Raw genomic sequence first — 24,124 nt, forward strand, 5'->3', positions numbered from 1 at the left:
CGAGCGCAGCGAGAGCAGGTTGGGAAGTTCGCGGTCTGTCCCTCCCCATGAGGGGAGGGAGTCACCGCTTCCGCCGCCGCCGGTCTTCGGCGAGCTCGCGCAGGGCGGCGTTGGCGATGGTGAGCTTGGCGAAGGTCCAGGCGCCGCCGGCCTGGTCGATCTCCTCGACCGTGCGGCGCGCCGCCTCCGCCTTGTCCCGCCTGAGCGCCGCCCAGGAGGTCACCGCGTCCCTGGCGCGGGCGGCGTCCTCGCCGGCCTGGGCGGAGCCTGCGAATTCCATGATCGCCCGGGTGAGGTCGGCCTGCTCGGCGAGCAGGTCCTCCAAGAGCCGGCGCAACGCCGTCCGCTCGAAGGCGTCGCCCACCGAATAGCCTGCGGCGGCCGCTCGCAGCCGGTCGAAGGCGAAGGCCGCGCCCGCCTGGTGGTATAGCCGCGCGACGTTGGGCAGGGGCCAGCTGGAGGCCTGTGCGAGGTCGACGAGGTCGGCGGCGGTGGACAGCGCCTGCAGGATCGCCGCGGCCTGCGCCAACCCCTCCGGCGCGCCGGCCGAGGTGAGCTGGCGGGTGCGCTCAGCAACCGCCGCCTGCTCCACGGTCGAGGCGACGCCGGGCATCAACTCCCTCAGCCGGCGGAAGCCGGGGGCGTAGCGCCTGGTGAGCTGGCGGACGTCCACGAGCTCGCGCGTGGCGCGTCGGGCGAGCCAGAAGGTCGCGCCGCGCAGCGCCGCCGAGAGCCTTCGGTAGAGCGCCATCTGGCCGGCGGCGGGGATCTTGCCGTCGAGCGCGTTCACCTGGGCCCAGAGATCCTCGAACTCCAGCATCGCCTTGGCCGCCTCGTAGCCGGCGGCGAAGGCTCGGACATCGCAGTCCGCCGCCGCCATCAGCCGGCTCGGGAAAGAGGGGCCGCAGCGGTTCACGACATCGTTGGCCACCACCGTGGCGATGATCTCGCGGCGCAGCCGGTGACGGCGGATGGCCTCGCGGTAGCGGCGGAGCGGCGGCGGGAAATAGGCCTCCAGCACGCCCTCGTAGAAGGGATCGTCCGGCAGCGCGCTCTCCACCAACTCGCGCTTCAGCTCGAGCTTGCCGTAGGCCAGCAGCACGGCGAGCTCCGGCCGGGTGAGGCCGCGGCCGGCCTGGGCGCGCTCGGCGATCACCGCCGGGTCGGGCAGCCCTTCCACGACCCGGTCAAGCCGCCCGGCGGCCTCCAGCGCAGCCATGAAGCGGGCGTGCGGCTCCAGTTCGCCCGGCGCATCCATCTCAAGCAGCGAGAGCGCCAGCGTCTGGTCGTAGTTGTGGGCCAGAACGTGGGCGGCGATGTCGGCGGTCATTGATTGCAAGAGCACGTCGCGGCGCTTGCGGGTGAGCACGTCGTTCCGCTCCAGCGCGCCGGTCAGGATCTTGATGTTGACCTCGTGGTCGGAGGTGTCGACGCCGGCCGAGTTGTCGATGGCGTCGGTGTCGATCCGCCCGCCCGCCCCTGAATTTCCCATCAGGGCGAACTCGATCCGGCCGGCTTGCGTCACGCCGAGGTTGGCGCCTTCGCCCACCACCTTCACGCGCAGTTCGGCGCCGTTGATGCGCACCGCATCGTTGGCCTTGTCGCCGACGTCGGCGTTGGCCTCGCCCCGCGCCTTCACATAGGTGCCGATGCCGCCCAGGTAGAGGAGCTCGGCGGGCGCTTTCAGGATCACGTGGATCAGTTCGGCCGGCGACAGGCTCTCGGCCTCGACGTCGAGCGCGCGGCGCGCCTCGGGGGAGAGCGCGATGGATTTCAGCGTCCGCGGGAAGACGCCGCCGCCGCGCGAGATCTTCTTGCGGTCGTAGTCGTCCCAGGAGGAGCGCGGCAGGTCGAACAGCCGCTTGCGCTCGGCCCAGGACTTCGCCGGGTCCGGATCGGGATCGAGGAACACGTGGCGGTGGTCGAAGGCGGCGATGAGCCTGGTCTCTTTCGACAGCAGCATGCCGTTGCCGAACACGTCGCCGGACATGTCGCCCACGCCGATGACCGTGAACGGTTCCTTCTGGATGTCCTTGCCGAGTTCGCGGAAGTGGCGCTTCACGGCCTCCCAGGCGCCCTTGGCGGTGATGCCCATGGCCTTGTGGTCGTATCCGGCCGAGCCGCCGGAGGCGAAGGCGTCGCCGAGCCAGAAGTCGTAGCTTTCGGCCACCTCGTTGGCGATGTCGGAGAAGCTGGCCGTGCCCTTGTCGGCCGCCACCACGAGGTACGGGTCGTCGCCGTCGTGGACGATCAGCCCCTTGGGATGGGTGACGTGGCCGGCCGGCGTCAGGTTGTCCGTGAGGTCGAGCAGGCCGTGCAGGAAGGTGCGGTAGGCCTGCACGCCCTCGGCGCGGACGGCTTCGGGACTGGCGGCGCGGCCGAGCCGTTTGGGGAAGAAGCCGCCCTTGGAGCCCACCGGCACGATGACCGCGTTCTTCACCTGCTGCGCCTTGACCAGGCCCAGGACCTCAGTGCGGAAGTCGTCGCGTCGGTCCGACCAGCGCAGGCCGCCGCGGGCGATCGGGCCGAAGCGCAGGTGGACGCCTTCCACGCCGACGCTCCAGACGAAGATTTCCCGGTAGGGCCGAGGCGCCGGCAGTTCGGCGAGGTCCAGGCTCGCCACCTTGAAGGCGATCTGCGGCCGCGGTCCGCCATCCTCGGCCGGCTGGAAGAAGTTGGTGCGCTGGATCGCCGCCGCGAGCCGCGCCAGGCGGCGCAGCACGCGGTCGTGGTCGAGGCTCTCGACCGCCTGCAGGGCGTCCTCGATCTCGCGCATCAGCCGCGCCGTGGCCGCTTCCCGCGCCGCAAGGTCGCCGGGCGCCTGCGGATCGAAGCGGGCGGCGAACAACTTGAGGATCAGCCGGGTGACCTCCGGATGCAGCGCCAGCGCCTCCTCCTGCACGCGCTGCGACGGATCGAGCCCGGTCTGCTGGCGGAAGCGGGCCAGGGCGCGGACCAGCGCGGCCTCGCGCCAGGGGATGGAGAGCTCGACGCTCAGCCGGTTGAAGCCGTCGTTCTCGGTGCGGCCGCACCAGACCGCGACGACCGCGTCCTCGAAGCAGCGCTTGACCTCGGCGAACACCAGATGCTCGCCGCGCGGATCCTCGATCTCGAAGTCGTGCACCCAGACCGGGCCGCGGCCCCGCGGCGTGACCGGGAAACCGGCCTCGGCCAGCGCCTTCAGCCCCATGTTGTCGAGGATCGGCAGGACGTCGGCGAGGGCCGCAGGCTCCCCCGGCCTATAGAGCTTGAAGCGGAACTGCAGCGGCGTGTCGGTCGGCGCGCGGTAGGCGCGCGCCCGTATCGCCTCGTCAGGGCCCATGTCTTCGATCACCGCCAGGTCGGCCAGCGCCTCGGCGGCGTCGAAGCGGTCGCGGTACCCGGCCGGGAACGCCTGGCCGTAGCGGCCCAATGTGTCGGTGACTTGCTCCGGCGCGCGGTCCGAGGCGCGCACCGCCGCCTCGAAGCGGTCGGCCCAGGTGCGCGCCGCCTCGGCGATCGCGGCTTCCACGTTTCGCAGCTCGGGCCAGGGATGGGCGCCCGGCGTCACCCCGATGATGTAGTGCACGCGGGCGAGCGGGCCCTCGGTGAAGGTGGGATAAGCCGCCGAGATGTGGCCGCCATAGGCCTCCGCCAGCACCTGGCCGGCGCGCGCCTCGACGTCGGAGGTGTAGTGGTCGCGCGGCAGGTACAGCAGCACCGAGGCGAAGCGATCGAAGGGATCGCGCCGCTCGAAGAGGCCGACCCGCGGCCGGTCGTAGAGATGCAGGATGCCCAGCGCCTGGTCGAGCAGTTCGTCCTCGCTGATCTGGAAGAGTTCGTCGCGCGGATGATTCTCCAGGATGTTCTTCAGCCGCTTCTCGTTGTGGCTGCCGGGCGCCATGCCCGCCCGCGTCAGCACGCGGCTCAGCTTCTCGCGGATCAAGGGCACGGCGCCGGCCGGCTCGTCGTACGCCTCGGCGGTGAACAGGCCCACGAAGCGCACCTCGCCGAACGGGCGTCCCTTGGGGTCGTACCGCTTGACCCCGACGTAATCCATGTAGGCCCGCCGGTGCACGCGGCTGCGCGCGTTGGCCTTGGCGACGGTGACCGCCGGATCCTTGACGATCCGCTCCTTCACCTGGGCCATCAGGGTCGCGGGCTCGTGCGCCCGGCGCAGCACCGTGCGCTGCGGATCGCGCAGGACGCCCAGCCCGTCGCGCGGCTGATAGACCGGTTCCTCCGGCGCGTAGTCGCCGTTCGGCAGGCGCGGGTATTCGTAGGCGCGGGCGCCCAGGAAGACGAACTGCTCCGCCTCGAGCCAGCCCAGGAAGGCGGTCTCCTCCGGCGTCGCCCTGTCCGGCCGGGCGCGGGTCTCCTCCATCACCTGGCGCATCAGCTCGAGCATGGCCGGGAAGTCGTCGACGGCGGCGCGCACGTCGGCGAGCGTGGTCCTGAGGCCGCGGATCAGGGCGGCCTCGCGGTCGGCGCCCACCGGCTCCAGGATCACCTGGATCATCGATTCCCGGCGCGGCGTTCCGGTCGCTCCCCGGATGCCGGCGCGGTCGCGCCGCACCTCCACGATCGGATGGAACATGGCGCGCACCGCGAGGCCCTGGTCGGCGATCTCGCCCATCACCGAGTCGACCAGGAACGGCGCGTCGTCCTGGACGATCTCCAGGCGGTCCAACGCCGCCTTGCGGCCGATGGCGCGGACGATCCGGATGGTGGGCGCGCGGCCGCGGCGGCGCTCGCCGAAGCGCCAGAAGTCGGCGAGGTTCCGGGCGAGCTCGGGCCGCGTGAGTTCAGGGAGTTCCTGCGGCGCGGCGTCCTCGGCGGCCTGCGCGGCGAAGGCGCGCGCCGCGCCCTTGCAGGGATCGTCCGCCAGCGCGGCCATGACGGCGCGGACCAGGACGGCGCCGGCGCGGTCTCCACGGCTCATCGGGGGCCTTCGATCGCGGAAACGAGAGCGCCGCCGGAGGAGAGAATCCGGCGGCGCATGGCCTCGCCGTGGGGGATCGGCGGAGCCTCTTCCGCTCGTTGCGTCCCTGGGCTTGGGGGTTGGACGCAAGGGCGAGGGGCCCAGGGGCCCCGGCTCACCATAGGTAGGACGCGGACGCGCAATTTAAAGTCCCCTGATATGCGGATTAGGCGCTCGATCTCTGCGTCGGTTCGTGGCGGACGGCCTCGTCCGGCGCCTCGCCCGGCGTGCGGTTGCGCAGCTGCTGCGGGTCGCCGTCCGCGGACAGCAGGACAGCGACCCAGCGGGTGCCGTCGAACTGCGCCAGGATGACCATCGCCATGACCGTGAGCGGGGTCGACAGGAACATGCCGGCGATGCCCCACAGCGCGCCCCAGAACGCCAGCGCCAGCAGCACCACGATCGGGTCGATGTTGAGGCTCTTGCCCTGCATCCGCGGGTAGATGAGGTTGCCGATCACCACGCCGATCGCCTGCAGCGCGACCAGCAGGATGACCGCCGGCCAGTAGCTTTCGAACTGCATCAGGGCGAACAGCGGCGGGGCCACCCCGGCGAAGGTGCCGCCGATCACCGGGATGTAGACCGCCAGGAAAATCAGGAAGGCCCAGAAGATGGCGTCGTTCAGGCCGATCGCGGCCATGGCGATCCAGGAGAGCCCCGCCACCATCAGGCCCGTGAGCGTTTGGACCCACAGATACTGCTCGACGGCGTCGCGGATCCGGTAGAAGGCGGCGATCGCGTCCTGGCGCTCGCGACGGTTGGGGAACAGGCCGATGACCTTGCGCTCGAAGCCGTGGCGGGCGGCCAGGATGAAGGCCAGATAGACCAGCACGAACAGCGAGGTGGAGCCGAAGCTCTGCAGCGCGCGCGCCATCTGGCCGAGGTACTGCGCCGGATCGAGCTGGCGGACGAGCTCGGAGACCGTCAGCGGCACGCGCACGCCGACGCGGCCCGCAATCCGGCCGATCAGGGCCATCAGCTTCGGGGCGAAGTCCAGCATCTCGCTGAAGAAGGCCGGCGCGCGCGCCACGACCACGAAGGTCGCCCCGCCGAACAGCAGGATCGAGAGCAACAGCGCGAGCGGCAGGGCGGCGCGCCGCGAGACGCCCGGCAGCCGGTGCTCCAGCACCCGCGCCAGGCCGTCGATCATGATCGCCAGGAAGATCGCCAGCGCCAGCGGCGTCAGGATGCCGGCCAGCCAGTAGGCCGCCGCGCCCGCCACGATCACCGCCAGGATCACCAGGGCGTTGCGCGACACGGCGGAGGGCGGGGGAGCGCTGGCCATCGCCGCAGGGCTTACCCCCATTCGCGACGAAGTTGGAGCGTTCTGCTCCGAAATCTCAGCCGCCGCGCACGTCTTCTCCCTGCCCAGGCGTGAGCGGCGCTAGCGCGGCGCCATGCGGATCGCGCCGTCGAGGCGGACGTCTTCGCCGTTGAAGTAGCCGCACTCGATCATGGTCAGCGCGAGCTGGGCGTACTCCGGCGGGCGGCCGAGACGCTTGGGGAAGGGGACCGAAGCGGCCAGCGCCTCCTTCACGTTGGGAGGCGCGCCCTGCATGAGCGGCGTGTCGAAGATGCCGGGCAGGATGGTGTTCACGCGGATGCCGTCGTTCATCAGGTCGCGCGCGATGGGCAGCGTCATGCCGACGATGCCGCCCTTGGAGGCGGAATAGGCCGCCTGGCCGATCTGGCCGTCTTCGGCGGCCACCGAGGCGGTGTTGATGATCACGCCCCGCTCGCCGTCCTGCAGCGGCTCCAGGTCCAGCATCCCCTGCGCCGACTTGGCGATGCACCGGAAGGAGCCGATGAGGTTGATCTGGATAAGCCAGTTGAACGCCTCGAGCGGGAAGTGCTTGGTCTCCCCGGTCTGCCGGTCGCGCGAGGCGGTCTTGAACGCATTGCCGGTGCCGGCGCAGTTGACGAGGATGCGCTCCTGGCCGTTGGCGGCGCGGGCCTTGGCGAAGGCGGCGTCGACTTCCTCGTCCGAGGTCACGTTGACCTTGCAGAAGACGCCGCCGACGTCCTTGGCGACCGCCTCGCCCTTCTGCTCGTTCATGTCGAAGATGGCGATCTTCACGCCCTTGGCGGCGAGCGCCCGCACCGTCGCCTCGCCGAGGCCCGAGGCGCCGCCGGTGACGACCGCCGCGACGTTCGAATTCAGTTCCATGGACGCCTGCCTCCCGTAAGATCGGATCGAAGTAGTGCGAGCGTTTAGCGCGATGAGCGGAGCCGACAAAGCGTCACCCCACGTCAATGACGCGCTCGATCCCAGCCGGGCGCTGGTCCCGCGGGTCGTGCGGCTGAACGAGCGGCTGGTCGCCGCCGGCTTCTGGCCGAAGCTGCGCAAGGTCGCCGCCCATGTGCCGTTCGCGGCCGAGGCGCTTTCGGTCTGGTACTGCGTGCAGGATCCGGAGACGCCCGCGCCCGCCAAGGGGATGATGCTCGCCGCGCTCGCCTATTTCGTGCTGCCGACCGACGCCATCCCCGACTTCATCGCCGGCATCGGCTACACCGACGACGCGGCGGTGTTCGCCGCCATGATGGCGCTCGTCGGCCGCAACGTGAAACCCCGCCACCGCGCCGCCGCCAAGGCCGCGGTGGAGCGGATCCGCGCGCAGTCCTAGACGGTAGAGCTGGAGGCCGCAGCGCGCAGGTTCATCACGTGCTCGCGCCAGGTGATGAAGGCGGTCGCGGCGACCACGACAGCCGCGCCGGCCATGGTCCAGACGCCAGGCAGCTCGTGGAACAGCAGGAAGCCGGCGGCGGCGGCGAACACCAGGCGGGTGTAGTCCAGCGGCGCCATGGCCGCGGCGTCGCCCTCCTGCATGCCCTTGATGTAGCACCACTGGTTCAGCGTCGCGATCGCGCCCATGGCGGCGAGCAGGCCGAGGTCTCGGGGGCTCGGCCATCGCCAGTCGATCACCGCGCCGGGGATGGCGAAGATCGCGCCCAGCACCGCCGACCAGACCAGCAGCACCATCGGGGCGTGGTCGCGGGTCATCACCTTCATGCCGATCACCGTGAAGGTGAACAGGAACGAGGCGGCGAGCATGGCCAGCGCCGGGATCCCCATCGCGAACTGCCCGCCGGCGCCGGGCCGGACCATCAACAGCACGCCGGCGAAGCCCGCCACCGCCGCAGCGATCCGCAATGGTCCGATCCGCTCGCGCAGGATCAGCGCGGCGAGCGGGACCATCCACAGGGTGCGGGTGAAGGAGAGCGCATTGGCGTCGGCCAGCGGCATCTTCTGATAGGCGTAGAACGACAGGATCATGCCGATCGTCCCGGCGCTGGCGCGGAAGATCAGGATGCCGGGCCGGGTCGTGGCGAAGGCGGCGCTGCGGTGGCGGACGATCACCGGCGCGAGCACCAGCAGGCCCGCCGCCTGGCGGTAGAAGGTCTGCAGCGCCGCCGAATAGTCCGCCCCGAGGTACTTGATCAGGGTGGTCATCGCCGTGAACGTCACCGCCGAGGCGAGCATCCAGAGCGCACCCCTGACGTTGCCGCTCAGGCGCGGCCCGGCGACGGAAGAGGCTGCGACGGCCACGCCGGGTCAGTCGACAGTGACGACCACCTTGCCCATGGCCTTGCGGCTGGCCAGGTGCTTGATCGCCTCGGCGGCCCTCGCCAGCGGGAAGCGCTCGGAGACGAACGGCTTGATCTTGCCGTCCTGGTACATCGCCAGGAGTTCGGCGACGCTCGCCTGGTGCTTCTTCGGGTTGCGCGACACCCACGAGCCCCAGAACACGCCGACGATGTCGCAGCCCTTGAGCAGGGCGAGGTTCAGCGGGATCTTCGGGATGTCGCCGGCGGCGAAGCCCACCACCAGGTACTTGCCCTCCCAGGCGATCGAGCGCAGCGCGGGCTCGGCGTAGTCGCCGCCGACCGCGTCGTAGATCACGTCCGCGCCGTTCGCGCCGCAGGCGTCCTTGAACAGCTGGGCCAGCGCCTTCTGGCCGTCGCGGTCGAAGGGCCCGCGCCCGTAGACGACCCCCTCGTCGGCGCCGTGCCGCCTGCAGAGGTCGACCTTCTCCTGGGACGAGGCGGCGGCGATCACCCGGGCCCCCATGGCGTGGCCGAGCTCGACGGCCGCCAGGCCGACGCCGCCCGCCGCGCCCAGCACCAGCAGCGACTGGCCGGGCTGCATCTGCGCGCGGTCCTTCAGCGCGTGCCAGCTGGTGCCATAGGTCATGATGAAGGCCGCGGCCTCATCGAAGGGCATGGAGTCCGGGATCTTCACCAGCCGGGCGGCCTCCAGCGCCAGCTCCTCGGCCATGCCGCCCCAGCCGGTGTTGCCGAGCACACGGTCGCCCGGCTTCACGTGGGTGACTCCTTCGCCCACCGACTTGACGATCCCGGCGATCTCGCCGCCCGGCGCGAACGGCCGCGCCGGCTTGAACTGGTACTTGTCCTCGATGATCAGCACGTCGGGGAAGTTGACGCCGACCGCCTTGACCTCGACCACGGCGAAGCCGGACTTGGCCTGCGGCGAGGGGACATCCTCCAGCACCAGGGTGTCGGGCCCGCCCACTTCCTTGCTCAAGAGCGCCTTCATCGCCGGTGTCTCCCCGCTGGCGTGTCCAAGCGGCGGACGCTAGCCCACTCGAACGGATGTTTGAAGGCTGCGTGGAGCCTGCCGGTCTGCAATATTGCGGCAGGAAACCGGTGATATCGACCCGCGCGGAGCGGGCGCGAGGTCCGGGAGGGTTGCGGATGAGGTCATTGCTGACGACGGCGGCGCTCGGCGCGGCCGCCCTGACGCTCGCCGCCGCGGGCGGGCTGCGTGCGCCGGCCAAGGCCGAGGCGGCGGCCGTCCAGCTGCCGGCGCACGTCGATGATTTCCAGCTGACCGACCAGACCCGCTTCGCCCAGCGGCTCTACTATTACGGCTATGCGCCCGCGATCGTGCTCCTGACCGAGACCAACGGCTCGGCGACATCGCAGGCCGCCGCGGCCGAATTCGAGAAGCTCGCGGCGGCCTATCGCCCCAAAGGCGCGATCTTCTTCGGCCTGGACTCCAGCCTCGCCGACAGCCGCGACGCAGTGGCCGCGGCCGCCGCGAAACAGCACCTCACCGTGCCGATCCTGATGGACGAGCAGCAGCTGGTCGGCGAGGGCCTCGGCGTCCAGCGCGCCGGCGAGGTCTATGTGATCGACCCGAAGTCTTGGACGATCGCCTATCACGGCCCGGTGTCGCAGGCAGGGCAGGCGATCGCCGCGGTGGTCGCCGGCAAGCCGCCCGAGCTCGCACGCGCCGCCGTGACCGACGGCGCGGCGATCGCGTTTCCCGCCCGCGCCAAGGCGGCGGAGTTCGCCAGCATCTCCTACGCCCGCGACGTCGCCCCGATCCTGCAGGACAAGTGCGTCTCCTGCCACATCAAGGGCGGCATCGGCCCCTTCGCAATGACCAGCTACGAGGTCGTGAAGGGCTTCTCGCCGATGATCCGCGAGACGATCCGCACCCGGCGCATGCCACCTTATTACGCCGACCCGCACATCGGGGTGTTCAAGAACGACCAGGGGCTCACGCCGGAGCAGACGAAGACGCTGGTCCACTGGATCGAGGCGGGGAGCCCGCGCGGCTCCGGGCCGGACCCGCTGCTGGCCAACGCGAACCGCACCGCGCCGGAGTGGCCGGTCGCGCTCGGCAAGCCCGACGTGGTCATCGACCTGCCCCCGTTCAAGGTGCCGGCGAGCGGGCTCATCGAGTACCAGAACCCGGTGGTCGACAATCCCTTCAAGACAGACGTCTGGCTGCACGCCGTGGCGATCAAGCCGGGCGACCGGCGGGTGCTGCACCACGTGGTGTCGAACACCATCGCCGACCCGTCCCATCCGCCGGACATCCCCGGCGGCTCGGTAGGCTCCTATACGCCGGGCGCCCAGCCGCAGATCATGGCCGACGGCTCGGGCGCGCCGATCCCGGCCGGCGGCAAGCTGCACTTCCAGATGCACTACACGACCATGGGTCGCGAGACGACGGACCGCACCCAGGTCGGCTTCTACCTGCTGAAAGCGCCGCCGCGGTACATCAAGCGCTCGGCGGTGATCAGCAACTTCTCGCTCTACATTCCCGCCGGCGAGCAGGCTCACAAGGAGGTCGCCTACCTGACCTTCCCGGCGGACGCCTACGTCTACACCCTCTACCCGCACGCCCATTACCGGGGCAGCCACGTGGAACTGAAGGCGGTGACGCCGGACGGCAAGGAGAAGATGCTGCTCTCGCTGCCCAAGTACGACTTCAACTGGCAGCGGGACTACGACCCGGTGCAGCCGATCCTGGTGAAGGCCGGGACCAAGCTGGTGGCCACCTGGGTCTATGACAATTCGGTCCACAATCCGGCGAACCCTGACCCGAAGCGCAACGTCACCTGGGGCGAGCAGACGCCCGACGAGATGATGTACTTCCGGGTCAACTACCGCTGGGTCGACGAGACCACGAGCCACGTGCGCAACGACCTGCAGGCCAAGCTCTTCCGGAGCGGCATGGTGGGCGCGCTCGACGCCAACCTCGACGGCGTGGTCGAGCCGAGCGAGCTGAAAGGTCCGATCGGCGAGGCGATCAAGGCGAGGTTCGCCCAGCTCGACACCGATCACGACGGCACGCTGGACGCCAAGGAGCTGCAGGCCTCCATGCCGCGCCGCCGCGGCGGCCGCCGCGTCGCGGCCAGCACCGAGACGCCGGACCTTTAGGCTGCGAGTTGGTGGTGGACCGCGGGAGCCCTATATTCCGCGGCTCCCGCCAGCCTTACGAACGTGATCCTTGGGCGTGACCCTCGACCTCTCGCGCGCCGCGGCGCCTCCGCTCGCCAAGCCGAACCTCTGCGGCATGACGCGCGATGAGCTGCGCGCCGCGATCGTCGCGGCGGGGATCGCGCGGCCCGAGAAGGCCCGCATGCGCGCCTCGCAGGTTTGGCGCTGGATCCACCACTACGGCGTCACCGACTTCGATCGCATGACCGATGTCGCCAAGGAGACCCGCGCCGCCCTCGCCGAAGCCTTCACCCTGGCGCGGCCAGAGGTCGTCGAGCGGCAGGTCTCTCGCGACGGGACCCGAAAGTGGCTGATCCGGATGGCGCCCGGGATCGAGGTGGAGACCGTCTACATCCCCGATGTGGGCCGGGCCGGCGCGCTGTGCGTGTCGAGCCAGGTGGGCTGCACGCTCAACTGCACCTTCTGCCACACCGGCACCCAGTCCCTGGTGCGCAACCTCACCGCCGGTGAGATCGTGGCGCAGGTGCAGACAGCGCGCGACGACCTGGGCGAATGGCCGTCGCCGAAGGAGGACCGGCGGCTCTCCAATGTCGTGTTCATGGGCATGGGCGAGCCGCTCTACAACCTCGACAATGTCGCCGATGCGATCGACATCATCGCCGACCACGAGGGGATCGCGATCTCCCGGCGGCGGATCACCGTCTCGACCTCCGGCGTGGCGCCGGAGATCGGCCCGCTCGGCGCGCGCACCCAGGCGATGCTCGCCATCTCGCTGCACGCTGCCAACGATGCGTTGCGCGAGACGCTGGTGCCGCTCAACAGGAAATATCCGATCGCCGAGCTGATGGCCGCGGTGAAGGCCTATCCCGGCCTTTCCAACGCCAAGCGGGTCACCTTCGAGTACGTGATGCTGAAGGGCGTCAACGACAGCCCGGCCGACGCCAAGGCGCTGGTCAAGCTGCTCGCCGGCGTGCCCGCCAAGATCAACCTGATCCCGTTCAACCCCTGGCCGGGGTCGGGCTACACGTGCTCCGAGTGGCCGACCATCGAGGCGTTCGCGGCGATCCTCAACCGGGCCGGCTACGCCTCGCCGATCCGCACGCCGCGCGGCCGCGACATCCTGGCCGCCTGCGGCCAGTTGAAGAGCGAGAGCGAGAAGCTCCGGGCCAGCGCCCGGCGGCGGACGCCGGACGCGGCGCGGCTCGAGCCTTCACGCAGCGACTGAGCGGCTTTCACCGCAGGCGGTTCACGCCGCCGCCGTGGCCATGGGCGCGGGGCGTATCCGGTTCAGGTGACCGAGCAGCAGGAACAGCAGCGCCGGCGGGATGGCCATCAGGCCGGTGCCGATGAAGGCGGTGGCGTAGGCGCCGAGCAACCCGTGCGTGGGCGTCAGCGCCTCCACCGTCTGGCCGGAGAAGCCCTTCAGGAACTTGCCCAAGAGCGCATAGGTCGAGGACAACAGCGCATACTGGGTGGCCGTGTAGCCGAGGCTCGTCAGGCTCGACATGTAAGCGACCAACGCCACGCCGGCGAAGGCCTGGGCGAAGCTGTCGAGGCTCATGACCGCGGCGAACACCGGCATCTCTGTGTGGTACGCCAGGAGCGCGAAGCCGGCCGTACCCAGCCCCTCGAGCAGCACGCCCAGCATCAGCGCGCGGAAGACCCCGAGCCGGATCGAGGTGAGTCCGCCCAGCGCGATGCCGGCGAAGGTCGCCGCAAGGCCCAGCGAGCCGCGCACCAGGGCCACGGTGTCCTTGGTCAGGCCGAGGTCGTGGTAATAGGGGTTGTACATCGGGCCCATGACGAAATCGGGCAACCGATAGAGCGCCACCGCCAGCAGCATGATCAGGCCGACCGCCTTGTGCTTGGCGAAGAAGTCTACGAACGGGCCGACCACCGCGTCGACGAAGCCGCGCGGTGTCCACAGCGGCGCTTTCGCCTGCAACGCCTGCTCGGCTCGCGCCGGCTCCAGCGCGAAGCCTGTCGCCGCGACGCCGACCCCCATCAGGACGGCCATGCCGAGATACGAGCTAGGCCAGCCGACCCGCGCAGCGGCGGCGATGATCAGCGCGTCGGTGACCAGCAGCGCGATGCGGTAGCCCAGCTGGTAGGCCGAGGTGAGCAGGCCCAGCTCGTCGGAATCGGCCGCCGATTCGATCCGCCAGGCGTCGATGACGATGTCCTGGGTGGCCGAGGAGAACGCGGTGATGAGGGCGAAGCCGCCGATCACGGTGAGCCCGCTCGCGGTCCCGACGCTCGCCATCCCGATCAGGCCGGCGATCACCGTGAGCTGGGCGAGCAGCATCCAGCCGCGCCGGCGGCCGAGCCGGCCGAGCAGCGGCACGTCTACCCGATCGACGATCGGCGACCACAACACCTTCATCGAGTAGGCGAGACCCACCCAGGAGATGAAGCCGATCGCCTTCAGGCTCGTGCCGGAGTCGCGCAGCCAGTAGCCGAAGGTGTTGGCCGTCAGCAGGAACGGCAGGCCCGAGGCGAATCCCAGGGCCAGCATCACCGCGACCTTGGGCTGGCGAATCGAGCCCAGGACCTCCAGCGCGGTGCGCTTGCGCCGCGGCGGCGCGGCGGAGCTTGCGGTCATTCGAGCCTTCGTTCCGAGCGAGCGCCCCCGCGCCCCGATCAGGCGAGCTTGGCGTGCTGCGGCGCCGGCGTCCAGACGCGGCCGATCCAGCGCGTCAGGATGGCGCGAAGCGCATCCGGCGAGAGCGGCTTGACCAAAAAGTCGTTCATCCCGGCGGCCAGGCAGGAGCGCCGGTCTTCTTCGAAGGCGTTGGCGGTGAGCGCAACGATCGGAGCGGCGACGCCCAGCCGGCGCAAGGCGCGCGCGGTGTCCTCGCCCGACAGGTCCGGCATGCGCATGTCCATCAGGATCAGATCGTAGCTTCCGACGCCGCAGGCGGCGATCGCCTCCTCGCCGCAGCCCGCCTGGTCGACGGCGCAGCCCTCGCGCGCCAACAGCGCGCGGCCGAGCATGGCGTTGATCGGATTGTCCTCCACCAGCAGCACGCGTGCGCCCGGCGCGACGGCTGCGGCGATGCGTTCGTCCGGCTCGGCCGCCGGCGTCGCCGGGTCTCCGGTGGCGATGCGGACGCGCTCGACGAGCGAGGCGCGGCGCAGCGGCTTGATCAGATAGCCGGCGAAGCCCACCTGCCGATAGCCCGCGATCGCCTGCCGCTCCTTGGCCGAGAGCAGGACGATGGCCGCCCGGTCGGAGGGGGGCCGAAGCCTGCGGCCGGGCGCGGCCAGCGCATGGTCGAGCAGCAGCGCGTCGCCCGGGGCGGTCGCGGCGAGCGCGTCGGCGAGGGTCTCGCCCGGCGCCGCCTCGCCCCCGCAGCCCGCGACCTGCCGGCGCACCGCCTCGCGCAGCATGGGATTGGCGCTGGCGACCCCGATCCGCCGCCCAGCGAGCGACAGGGCCGCGCTCGGCGCGCGCGACCGAAACGCCGCCTCAAACCAGAACAGGGCGCCGCCGTCGGGTCGCGTCTCAACCCCCACCTCGCCGTCCATCGCCAAGGCCAGGCTGCGCGCGATCGCCAGCCCCAGCCCGGCGCCCCCGAGCGCGGCGTGCGCGGCCTCGGCCTGAGCGAAGGCGTCGAAGATCCGCTCGCGCGCGGCCGGCGAGACGCCGGGGCCGGTGTCCTCCACCGAGAACCGCACCCGCCCTCGTGCGACCGACTCGGCCGAGATGAGGACGCCGCCGGTCCGGGTGAACTTGACGGCGTTGCCGGCGAAGTTGAGCAGGATCTGGCGCAGGCGGCCCTCGTCGGCTTCGATCTCGCCGAGACTCGCCGGCGCGGCCCAGGCGATCTCCAGGCCCTTCTCGCGGGCCCGCGGCGCGAGCAACTCGCAAAGGCCGCGCAGCAGCGCCTCGATGTCCACCGGACCGGGATGCAGGTCGAGACGCGCGGCCCCGAGCTTGGCGAAGTCCAGCACGTCGTTGACCAAGGTGAGCAGGTGCTCGCCGCTTTCCCGAAGCGCGAGCACGTAGGCGCGCTGCTCGGGGGTGAGCCGCGTGCCCTCCAGGAGGCCGGCCATGCCGATCACCCCGTTCAGCGGCGTCCGGAACTCGTGGCTCAGCGCCCCGAGCTGCTCGGCGGTGATCGCCGCGCGCCGGGGGCGTCGCTCGCTGAGGGGTCGTCGGGGCCGGGTCATGGGTCCGCGAGACTAGCGGCGGCGGCTTAACGGTCGGTCAAATCCGCGGGCTGCCGCGCCGCCGCCATCTCCTGGGTGAGCGTCTGCAGCGCCGAACGAGCCCGGGCGTCGGGGATGGCGTTGAACGCGCGCAGCATCTCGATGGCCCCGGGCCTGGCGAGCGCCTGGAAGAGCTCGTCATCCCCCGGCGAGGTCGACACATCCTCGCCCACCAGCCAGCCGACGGTCGTGGCGAGCGCCGCGGCGGCCGCCACCAGCGTGGAGGCGGCGACCCGATTGGTCCCCTGCTCGTACTTCTGGACCTGCTGGAAGGAGACCCCGAGCCGCTCGGCGAGCTCGGTCTGGCTGAGGCCGAGCTGGCGACGGCGGGCGCGGATCCGGGCCCCGATCGCCGTCTCCAAGCCTGGGTGTCGACCCTGCTCCCTGCGCTGCATCACCGCCTCCGCCGGGCGCGCAGGATAGCCCTAAAGCCCATACCGGTGTTGCGGGAAACTGGACGCGCGGCGCGCAGCGGCGTTTATAATCCACCGTTATGCGCGCGCAGACCGCCACGCCCGCCGATCCGCTCGAGCTGCTCACGCCCCGGGAGCGTGAATGCCTGCAGCTCGTGGATGAGCATCTGTCCTCCAAGCAGATCGCCCGCGAGCTCGGCATGTCCAAGACCTCGGTCGACACCTACTGCGACCGCGCCCGGCGCAAACTGGGAGTCGACGACCGCTACGCCGCCGCCCGCCTGCTGCGCCGGGTTGGCGCCAATCCTGTCCTGACCGGGTCAGGACAGCATCCGGTCAGGACAGACAGTCCCGCCGCCCCATGGCCGGATGCGCCGGCGACGACAGGGGTGAGCCATGGGCGACTGGATGCACTTCGACAATCGGGCGGTGATCGGGCGGGCGCTTCGCCTGCGCAAGGAGATCGACGAGTTCGAGACCCGCTGGCCGGCGGCGCCGGCGCGCGAGGAGCCGATCCCGAGCTTTTCCTGGGAACAGCTGGAGCGACAGCTCGTGGACCTGGCGGCGACGCCGGCGCAGGCGGCCATGGCGCGCCACCTGGTTTCGGCGAACCGCAAGCTCGCGCCTTTCAAGCCGCCGGAAATGGTCCTGCGGGAGGTCCTCTGCATGACCTGGGTCCTGCTGGACGAGAGCTTCCGGCCGGAGGTCTGCGCCGGCTCGGCGGAAACGATCTAGGCCCCGCCGCCCGGCTGGGCGCGATCGCCGGCGTGGCGATCGTCACCGCGCTTGCTTTCGGCGCCATGCTGGCCGGGCTGCATGCCCTCGAGGACCTGGGCCAGGTTTTTTCCGGTTTCTGAACCGGATCGCAACCATACCTCGGTTAGGAAACCTGGCGCGCCGCAAAAGAGGCGCGTGCAGGAGACCCGCTCATGCTCAAGCAACGTCGGATGGTGGCTGAACAGATCGCCGGCGCCCTCTTCGAGGCCGAGGCGGCGATCGACGCCGCGCTCAGCAAGACCGCCCATCTCACCGGGGTGATGCCGACGCTCCGCCAGCAGGCCGGCCTCTCGGCGCTGGTCGGCCAGGAGGCCGTGGAGCGCGCGGCTCAGGCGCTCGCCGCGCTCGCCGAGGCGCGCCGCGCCATCGTCGAAACCCACAAGGAGCTCAGCGCCGCCAAGGACCAGGTCGGTCTCGGCGCGGTGATGACCAGCACCGGCGGCGACAAGCCTCCGCAGTTCGCACAGCTGATCCGCGGCCGCCAGCTGCGGCCCATCGGCGACACCGAAGCCGCCTGACGCCGAACAGGAACGCAGTTCTCGAAGCGCCCCGGCTCATGCAAGCTGGGGCGCTTTTCATTTCGGGGCGCCCTGCTTGCATCCCTATCCCGCCATCCCCGCCTGGCTGGGCATCGCCGTCGGCTGGACGGTGGCGGCGTTCGCACTGTGGAAGGGCGGCCGGGCCGAGCGGCTGGTGGCCGCGGGCTTCCTGGTCGCCTGGCTGGCGAGCCCGATCCTGCGGCGCGGCGGCTGGGAGGGCCCGGCCTGGACGGGGCTAGCCGTCGACGGCCTGTTCCTCGCGCTGCTGCTCTGGGTGGCGCTGCGCAGCCGCCGATACTGGCCGCTGTTCGCCGCCGGCTTCGAGCTGCTCTCGGTGGCCACCCACCTCGCCCGGCTGATCGATCCCGGGGTCCGCGCCTGGGCCTACGCCACGGCCGATGCGATCTGGACGTACCTGCTGCTGGCCGCGCTCAGCTTCGGAGTCTATCGGCGCTGGCGCGAGCCGGCTCAGCCGATCGCTGCGGCCGAGACGGCGACCGTCGAGCCCGGCGCGACCCGCCTGTAGATCAGCGCCTCGGCGACGTGCACGCGGCGGACGGCTTCCGAGCCCTCCAGGTCGGCGATGGTGCGCGCCAGCCGAAGCGTCCGCGTCCAGCCGCGGGCGGTGAGCCCGCCCGCCTCGGCCGCACGGCTCAACAGGGCGCGGGCCGGCGGATCGAGGGCGCAGATCGACTCCAGCCAGTCGCCTTCGGCCTGGGCGTTGAGGGCCGCGGCGCCGTCGCCCCCGGCCGCCGCACGGTCCGCCTGCCTGCGGCGCGCCTCGCCGACCCGTGCGGCGGCCTCTGCGGTGCCTTCCGCGGGCGGCGGCAGCGCCAGGTCCGCGGCGGTCACCGGCGGGACCTCCACCTGCAGGTCGATGCGGTCCATGAGCGGGCCGGAGACGCGGTGCTGGTAGTCGACTTGACAGCGCGGCGCGCGCCCGCAGGCGCCGCGCCCCGCCCCGCCCAGGCCGCAGCGGCAGGGGTTCATCGCCGCCACCAGTTGCACGCGGGCGGGATAGCGCACGTGGGCGTTGGCGCGGGCCACGACCACCTCGCCTGTCTCCAGCGGCTGTCTCAGCGAATCCAGCGCCTGGGCGAGAACTCCGGCAGCTCGTCGAGGAACAGGACCCCGTTGTGCGCCAGGCTCACCTCGCCGGGCTTGGCCTTGAGCCCGCCGCCGGTGAGCGCGGCCATGCTTGCCGAGTGGTGCGGCGCGCGGAACGGCCGGGCGCGGGTAAGCTGGCCCTTGGCGATCAGTCCGGCCACCGAGTGCACCATGGAGGTCGTGAGCAGCTCCTCCGGCGTGAGCGGCGGCAACAGGCCGGGCAGCCGCTGGGCCATCATCGACTTGCCCGATCCGGGCGGCCCCACGAACAGCAGGTTGTGGCCGCCGGCGGCTGCGATCTCCAGCGCACGCTTGGCGTTCTCCTGGCCCTTGACGTCGCGCAGGTCCGGCGCGCGCTCGGCGTCCAGCATCGGACCGGGCCTGGGCGCCGACAGCATCTGGGTCCCGCGGAAGTGGTTGACGAGGGCGATGAGGGACGGCGCGGCCAGGATCCGCGTCTCGCCGGCCCAGGCCGCCTCGGGTCCGCACGCCTCCGGGCAAATCAGCCCGAGGTCCATGGCGCCGGCGGCCACCGCGGCCGGCAGGGCGCCGGCCACCGGGACGATCCGTCCGTCCAGCGACAGCTCGCCGATCGCCGACCAGCCCGAGAGCGCGTCCGGCGGGATCACGCCCATGGCGGCCATCACCGCGAGCGCGATCGGCAGGTCGTAGTGGCTGCCGACCTTAGGGAGGTCGGCCGGGGCGAGGTTGGCGATGATCCTGCGGCTCGGCATGGCAAGCCCCAGGCCCGTGAACGCCGCGCGCACCCGCTCGCGGCTCTCGGCCACCGCCTTGTCGCCCAGGCCGACGACGATGAACGCCACCTCGCCCGAGGTTAGCTGCACCTCCACGTCCACGCGCACGGCCTCGACGCCCTGGAACGCCAACGTCATCACGCGCGCGGACATGGCCGACCCTCAACAGCTTGTGTGTCGCGGGAAGTTATCCACAAGACCCGGGAACGGCCGAGGCCGAATAGGGAACTTAACCGGAACATTGCATGAAGAATTAGCTTATCGCGGGTTGCATCGCAAGGCGCCGCTTCAAACCTGGGCGCGAACCGCCTCGATACGCTCCCACATGATCTCGGCGGCGTCGACGCCCGAGAACCGCTTCAGCGCCACCGCGCCGGTCGGCGAGGTGACATTGATCTCGGTGAGGTAGCCGCCGATCACGTCGATGCCGACGAACATCAGCCCACGCGCCTTCAGTTCCGGACCGATGCGGCCGCAGATCTCGCGGTCGCGGGCGGTGAGGTCGACCGGCTCGGGCCTGCCGCCGACCGCCATGTTGGAGCGGATCTGGCCCTTCTCCGGGATGCGGTTGATCGCGCCCACCGCTTCGCCGTCCACCAGGATGATCCGTTTGTCGCCCTGCGAGACCGCCGGCAGGAATTTCTGGATGATCACCGGCTCCTCGGAGAGCTCGGCGTGCAGCTCCAGCAGGGCCGGCAGGTTCGGGTCGTCCGCGAGGTGGCGGGTGACGCCCGATCCGCCCTTGGCGTTGAGCGGCTTGACGACCACGTCGCCGTGCCGCGCGCGGAACTCATGAATGGCTTCACGGTCCCAGGTGATCAGGGTGGGCGGCTGCAGGTCGGGGAACTTGGTGACGAACAGCTTCTCCGGTGCGTTCCTCACTTCCGCGGGATTGTTGACCACCAGGGTCCTGGGATGGATCGCCTCCAGGAAGAAGGTGGCGTCGATGTAGCGCATGTCATAGGGCGGGTCCTGACGCATCAGGACCACGTCGAACTCGGCGAGCTCCACGCGCCGAAAGTCTCCGAGCCGGGCGTGGTCGCCTTTCACCCGCTGGACGGCGACGTCACGGCCGCGGGCGAGCACCTTGCCGTCCTCCATGCCGAGGCTTTCGGTCAGGTAGGCGAACAGCGAATGCCCGCGCGCCTGCGCCTGCTCCATCATCAGGAAGGTGGTGTCGCCCTCGATGTTGATCCCCTCGATGGGATCCATCTGCACGGCGACCTTCAGCGGCATGCGCCCTCTCCCCGATCTGACGAGGAGGGACTTAAGCCCTGGGGCGCGGTTCGGCTAGTTCAGCCTGAGCCGGACCCGCTCGCGCTGGGCGCGCGCCGCGAGCGCCGCCCCGCCGTCCAGCGCCGTGGCGCGGGCCAGGGCCTCCAGCGCCCCGGCCAGCGCGCCCTGGCCCTCGCGGGCGGCGGCGACGTCCAGCCAGGGCCGGTGGTCGGCGGGATCGAGCAGCGCGCGCCGGAGCGCCGCCCGCTCGGCGCGCGGATAGTCGTGCACGGCGCTGGCGCGCGCGAAGATGGTGTTCTGCAGCCGGATCAGGACCGCGCGGTCGGAGACCGGCGCCATCAGCCGGTCCAGCCGGTCGGCGACGTTGGGGGTGAGGCCGGCGTGCAGCGCCCGCCTGGTGAGCTCCGAGGGCAGCACGACGCGGCCTTCCGAGAACGGATCCAGCGCCAGCGGCCCTTCCTCGGTCTCGATTCGCAGCAGGAAATGGCCCGGGAAGTCGACGCCCTGGACATGCAGCCCGCACTCGCGCGCGACGTGCAGGTAGTAGACGCCGAGGGCCACGGGCAGGCCCTTGCGCCGCTCGGCGACGGACAGGATGTCGGCGTTGCCGGGATCCTCATGGGTGAACAGGTCGCCGCAGAGCCGCAGGTCGCCGGCCATGGCCTCGGCCAGCGCCTCCTCGGGGCTCTCTCGCTGCAGCCTGGCCTTCAGCCGCTCGACGCCCGCCCGGCCGAGCTCATGACCGACCTGCGGGTCGCGGGCGGGGTCCTCGTGGATGGCGCAGGCGACCGCCGCTTCGAGGAGCGGAAAGGCGCCGTCCCCGACGCCGCCGGCCTCGAGCAGGAAATCCTCGGCGTCTTCGCGTGTCATTGCGTCCCGCAGGCGCCGTCAGGCCCCCTTCCAAGCGTCCGGAATATGCACAGGAAGCCGGCCCGGCGCGAGGGCCATGAGGTCGAGGCGAACCGACGCACCCGCCAGCGCCGGCCGCCGCGCAGCCAGGCTTGCGCCGGCCCGCCGCAGCCTGGCGCGCTGGTCGGGCGTCACCGCCTCCATGGCCGCCGCCAGGGTGGTGCGGCGCTTGACCTCCACCACCGCCAGCGTGCGGCCGCGCAGCGCCAGGACATCGATCTCCGCCTGCGGCGTCTGCAGCCGGAACCCCAGGATCCGGTAGCCCCTGGCGAGCAGCCACAGGGCCGCGAGCAGCTCACCCCGGCGCCCCGCCAGGCGGCCGGCGAACCCGCGGGCGGCGCGGGCTTCCCGGCGCGCGTTCACCGCTTCAGCGCCAGCGCGCGTCGGTAGAGATCGCGGCGCGGCAGGCCCAGCGCCTTGGCCACCTCGGCCGCCGCCTCGGCAGGCTTCAGCCGCGTCAGCGCCTCGGCGAGCGCCGCTTCGGCGTCGGCCGCACTGGCCGCTTCCTCGCGGCCGGGGCCGACCAGCACCACGATCTCGCCCTTCGGCGATTCGAACTGCGGGTCGGCGGCGAGCGCCGAAAGCGACCCGCGGATGATCGTCTCGTGCAGCTTGGTGAGCTCGCGGCAGACCACCGCCTCGCGCCCTCCAAACACCTGGGCCATGTCGGCGAGGCTGGCCGCCAGCCGCGAGCCGCCCTCGAAGAACACGAGCGTGGCGCGGATCCCGGCGAGCTCCTCGAAGGCCCGCCGCCGCGCCGCGCCCTTCGGCGGCGGGAAGCCCGCGAACAACACTCGATCGGTGGGCAGCCCGGCCGCGGCGAGACCGGCGGTGAGCGCCGAGGCGCCGGGGATCGGGACCACCGCATGGCCGGCCTGGGCGGCTTCGCGCACCAGCCGGTAGCCGGGATCGGAGACCAGCGGCGTGCCGGCGTCGGAGACCAGCGCCACGCGGGCGCCCTCCGCCAGCGCCGCCAGCGCCTTGGGGCGGGTGCGCTCGGCGGCGTGCTCATCGTAGCGCTCGAGCCTGGCCGACAGGCGGAAGGCGTTGAGCAGCTTGGCCGTCACCCGCGTGTCCTCGGCCAGGACGAGGTCGCTGGCGGCCAGCACGTCGAGCGCGCGCAGGGTGATGTCGCGCAGGTTGCCGATCGGCGTGGCGACCACATAGAGGCCCGGCGCGAGCGGCGCATCGTTCAACGCGGGCGGAGGCAGGACGCGAGGCATGCTGCGAGGCTTCGCTGCTCCGCCCCGGCCTGGCAAGCCGCGCATGACGGTTTCGTAAGGCCCCAGTCCCCGCGAAAGCCGATAGGGTCTCGCCTTGGGGAGGAGTTCTCCGACATGAGCATCACACGACGCGGTGCGCTCGCCGCTTCGGCGTTTGCCGCCTCGGTCCTGGCCGGACCCGCCGGGGGCGCGATCCCAAAGGCTTCGAAACCCATGCGGCTCTTGATCCTCGGCGGCACCGGCTTCATCGGCCCGCACCAGGTGCGCTATGCGCTGGCGCGCGGCCACAAGGTCACCATCTTCAACCGCGGCCGGCAGAAGGAGACCTGGCCGGGGCCGGTCGAGGAGCTGCTCGGCGACCGCAACACCGGCGACCTGAGGGCGTTGGAGGGGCGCGACTGGGACGCCTGCATCGACAACCCGACCACCGTACCTGTGTGGGTCCGCGACGCCGGCCGGGTTCTGAAGGGCCATGTGGGCCACTACAGCTTCATCTCGACCATCTCGGTCTATGCCGACAACGCGACGCCGGGCGCCGACGAGACCGCGCCGCTCGCGCAGTACAAGGGCGCGGATCCCTACGCGGAGACGACCACCAACGTCAGCAAGGACCTCCGGCTCTATGGCCCGCTGAAGGCCCTCAGCGAGCAGGAGGCAGTGCGCCAGTTCGGGGCCGACAAGGTCGCGGTCATCCGCCCCGGCCTGATCTGCGGCCCCGGCGACGAGACCGACCGGTTCACCTACTGGCCGGTCCGGCTGGCGCGCGGCGGCGAGGTGCTGGCGCCGGGCGACGGGACCGACCCGGTGCAGTTCATCGATGCGCGCGACCTGGCCGAGTGGAGCGTCCAGGTCGCCGAGCGGCGGGCGACCGGCGTGTTCAACGCCACGGGTCCTGCCAAGCCCATGATCATGCGCGCGTTCCTCGAAGGTGTCGCGGCGGGCGTGGGCGCCAAGCCGGTCTACCGCTGGGCGCCCAGCAGCTTCCTCGCCGCCAACAAGGTAGGCGCCTGGATCGACATGCCTGTCTGGGTGCCGCAGAGCGCGGAGCCCGGTTTCCATCGCCGCTCCGTCGCCCGCGCCCGCGAGGCCGGCCTGACCTATCGGCCGGTGAGCGTCACCGCCGCCGACGCCCTTACCTGGTTCCGGACGCTGCCGGCCGAGCGCCAGGCGAAGATGCGCGCCGGCCTCACGCCGGAGCGCGAGGCGGGCCTGTTGGCCAAGCTGAAGTCCGGCGCCGCCTAGTGAGCAACACCCGGCCGCGCTAGGCTCAACGTCCTGG

The 24,124-nt window shown here is 71.4% G+C and carries 19 protein-coding genes and 2 pseudogenes; 8 read left to right on the top strand and 13 right to left on the bottom strand.

Annotated elements, in window-relative coordinates; all coding sequences use genetic code 11:
- Positions 1-61: 61 nt before the first annotated feature.
- From Q0W60_RS00455 to Q0W60_RS00465, 3 genes are all read right to left on the bottom strand, one after another.
- A complete protein-coding gene (locus Q0W60_RS00455) occupies positions 62-4,921 on the bottom strand; it encodes an NAD-glutamate dehydrogenase (RefSeq protein ID WP_297691431.1) in 4,860 nt (1,619 codons plus the stop codon).
- 205 nt (positions 4,922-5,126) lie between these two features.
- Positions 5,127-6,245, bottom strand: coding sequence for an AI-2E family transporter (locus tag Q0W60_RS00460; protein ID WP_297691434.1), 1,119 nt, complete (start codon positions 6,243-6,245; stop codon positions 5,127-5,129).
- A 99-nt stretch (positions 6,246-6,344) separates the two neighbouring features.
- On the bottom strand, positions 6,345-7,127 hold the full coding sequence (locus Q0W60_RS00465) for an SDR family NAD(P)-dependent oxidoreductase (RefSeq protein ID WP_297691436.1): 783 nt from the start codon (positions 7,125-7,127) through the stop codon (positions 6,345-6,347).
- Between the two features lie 52 nt (positions 7,128-7,179).
- Here Q0W60_RS00465 and Q0W60_RS00470 point away from each other — a divergent pair, with 52 nt between their 5' ends.
- Positions 7,180-7,584: a YkvA family protein gene (locus Q0W60_RS00470; protein WP_297691438.1), complete on the top strand. Its 405-nt coding sequence runs from the start codon at positions 7,180-7,182 to the stop codon at positions 7,582-7,584.
- On the opposite strand, the gene Q0W60_RS00475 is transcribed toward Q0W60_RS00470, so the two are convergent.
- Together Q0W60_RS00475 and Q0W60_RS00480 are read right to left on the bottom strand one after the other, a co-directional pair.
- Positions 7,581-8,507 (bottom strand): DMT family transporter, encoded by a 927-nt coding sequence (locus tag Q0W60_RS00475; RefSeq protein ID WP_297691440.1) that lies wholly within the window; start codon positions 8,505-8,507, stop codon positions 7,581-7,583. The two genes, Q0W60_RS00470 and Q0W60_RS00475, sit on opposite strands and share 4 nt — an antisense overlap.
- Positions 8,508-8,513: 6 nt before the next feature.
- Positions 8,514-9,515, bottom strand: a complete 1,002-nt coding sequence (locus Q0W60_RS00480) for an NADPH:quinone oxidoreductase family protein (RefSeq protein WP_297691442.1) — start codon at positions 9,513-9,515, stop codon at positions 8,514-8,516.
- A gap of 158 nt (positions 9,516-9,673) precedes the next feature.
- Between Q0W60_RS00480 and Q0W60_RS00485 the strand changes: the two genes are divergently transcribed.
- Together Q0W60_RS00485 and rlmN are read left to right on the top strand one after the other, a co-directional pair.
- A complete protein-coding gene (locus tag Q0W60_RS00485; RefSeq protein ID WP_297691444.1) occupies positions 9,674-11,653 on the top strand; it encodes a redoxin domain-containing protein in 1,980 nt (659 codons plus the stop codon).
- A 70-nt stretch (positions 11,654-11,723) separates the two neighbouring features.
- The gene (gene rlmN, locus Q0W60_RS00490; protein WP_297691446.1) at positions 11,724-12,899 is read left to right on the top strand and encodes a 23S rRNA (adenine(2503)-C(2))-methyltransferase RlmN; all 1,176 of its coding nucleotides are present in this window, start codon (positions 11,724-11,726) and stop codon (positions 12,897-12,899) included.
- Positions 12,900-12,920: 21 nt separating this feature from the next.
- Here the strand turns inward: rlmN and Q0W60_RS00495 are convergent, their stop codons facing one another.
- The 3 genes from Q0W60_RS00495 to Q0W60_RS00505 are packed head-to-tail and all read right to left on the bottom strand — an operon-like array spanning position 12,921 to position 16,281.
- A complete protein-coding gene (locus Q0W60_RS00495) occupies positions 12,921-14,276 on the bottom strand; it encodes an MFS transporter (protein ID WP_297691448.1) in 1,356 nt (451 codons plus the stop codon).
- Between the two features lie 38 nt (positions 14,277-14,314).
- Entirely contained in the window at positions 14,315-15,847 is a 1,533-nt protein-coding gene (locus Q0W60_RS00500) for a response regulator (RefSeq protein WP_297691450.1), read from the bottom strand.
- A 26-nt stretch (positions 15,848-15,873) separates the two neighbouring features.
- Entirely contained in the window at positions 15,874-16,281 is a 408-nt protein-coding gene (locus tag Q0W60_RS00505; protein WP_297691452.1) for a helix-turn-helix transcriptional regulator, read from the bottom strand.
- A gap of 98 nt (positions 16,282-16,379) precedes the next feature.
- Here Q0W60_RS00505 and Q0W60_RS17365 point away from each other — a divergent pair.
- From Q0W60_RS17365 to Q0W60_RS00520, 4 genes and pseudogenes are all read left to right on the top strand, one after another.
- Positions 16,380-16,571 (top strand): annotated as a pseudogene (locus Q0W60_RS17365) (helix-turn-helix transcriptional regulator); the annotation flags it as partial.
- 124 nt (positions 16,572-16,695) lie between these two features.
- On the top strand, positions 16,696-17,034 hold the full coding sequence (locus Q0W60_RS00510; RefSeq protein ID WP_297691454.1) for a hypothetical protein: 339 nt from the start codon (positions 16,696-16,698) through the stop codon (positions 17,032-17,034).
- A 194-nt stretch (positions 17,035-17,228) separates the two neighbouring features.
- Positions 17,229-17,594, top strand: coding sequence for a hypothetical protein (locus Q0W60_RS00515; protein ID WP_297691456.1), 366 nt, complete (start codon positions 17,229-17,231; stop codon positions 17,592-17,594).
- Positions 17,595-17,670: 76 nt separating this feature from the next.
- Positions 17,671-18,141 carry a hypothetical protein gene (locus Q0W60_RS00520; RefSeq protein WP_297691458.1) on the top strand — a complete coding sequence of 157 codons (471 nt, stop codon included), beginning with the start codon at positions 17,671-17,673 and terminating at the stop codon, positions 18,139-18,141.
- On the opposite strand, the pseudogene Q0W60_RS00525 reads toward Q0W60_RS00520, so the two are convergent.
- The 5 genes and pseudogenes from Q0W60_RS00525 to rsmI all read right to left on the bottom strand — a co-directional run bounded on the left by Q0W60_RS00525 (position 18,084) and on the right by rsmI (position 22,845).
- A pseudogene (locus tag Q0W60_RS00525) lies at positions 18,084-19,630 on the bottom strand (YifB family Mg chelatase-like AAA ATPase). The gene Q0W60_RS00520 and the pseudogene Q0W60_RS00525 overlap by 58 nt on opposite strands.
- 135 nt (positions 19,631-19,765) lie before the next feature.
- Positions 19,766-20,713: a glutathione synthase gene (gene gshB, locus Q0W60_RS00530; RefSeq protein ID WP_297691460.1), complete on the bottom strand. Its 948-nt coding sequence runs from the start codon at positions 20,711-20,713 to the stop codon at positions 19,766-19,768.
- A 54-nt stretch (positions 20,714-20,767) separates the two neighbouring features.
- Positions 20,768-21,583 carry a transglutaminase family protein gene (locus Q0W60_RS00535; RefSeq protein WP_297691462.1) on the bottom strand — a complete coding sequence of 272 codons (816 nt, stop codon included), beginning with the start codon at positions 21,581-21,583 and terminating at the stop codon, positions 20,768-20,770.
- 18 nt (positions 21,584-21,601) lie between these two features.
- Positions 21,602-21,985: a YraN family protein gene (locus Q0W60_RS00540; RefSeq protein WP_297691463.1), complete on the bottom strand. Its 384-nt coding sequence runs from the start codon at positions 21,983-21,985 to the stop codon at positions 21,602-21,604.
- Positions 21,982-22,845: a 16S rRNA (cytidine(1402)-2'-O)-methyltransferase gene (gene rsmI / locus Q0W60_RS00545; protein ID WP_297691465.1), complete on the bottom strand. Its 864-nt coding sequence runs from the start codon at positions 22,843-22,845 to the stop codon at positions 21,982-21,984. Before rsmI ends, Q0W60_RS00540 begins: the two co-directional genes overlap by 4 nt.
- Before the next feature lie 114 nt (positions 22,846-22,959).
- On the opposite strand from rsmI, the gene Q0W60_RS00550 reads away from it, so the two are divergent.
- Positions 22,960-24,087 (top strand): NAD-dependent epimerase/dehydratase family protein, encoded by a 1,128-nt coding sequence (locus Q0W60_RS00550; RefSeq protein WP_297691467.1) that lies wholly within the window; start codon positions 22,960-22,962, stop codon positions 24,085-24,087.
- Positions 24,088-24,124 lie beyond the last annotated feature (37 nt).

It is taken from the genome of Phenylobacterium sp. (assembly GCF_025934275.1).
Taxonomy (GTDB): Bacteria; Pseudomonadota; Alphaproteobacteria; order Caulobacterales; family Caulobacteraceae; genus Phenylobacterium.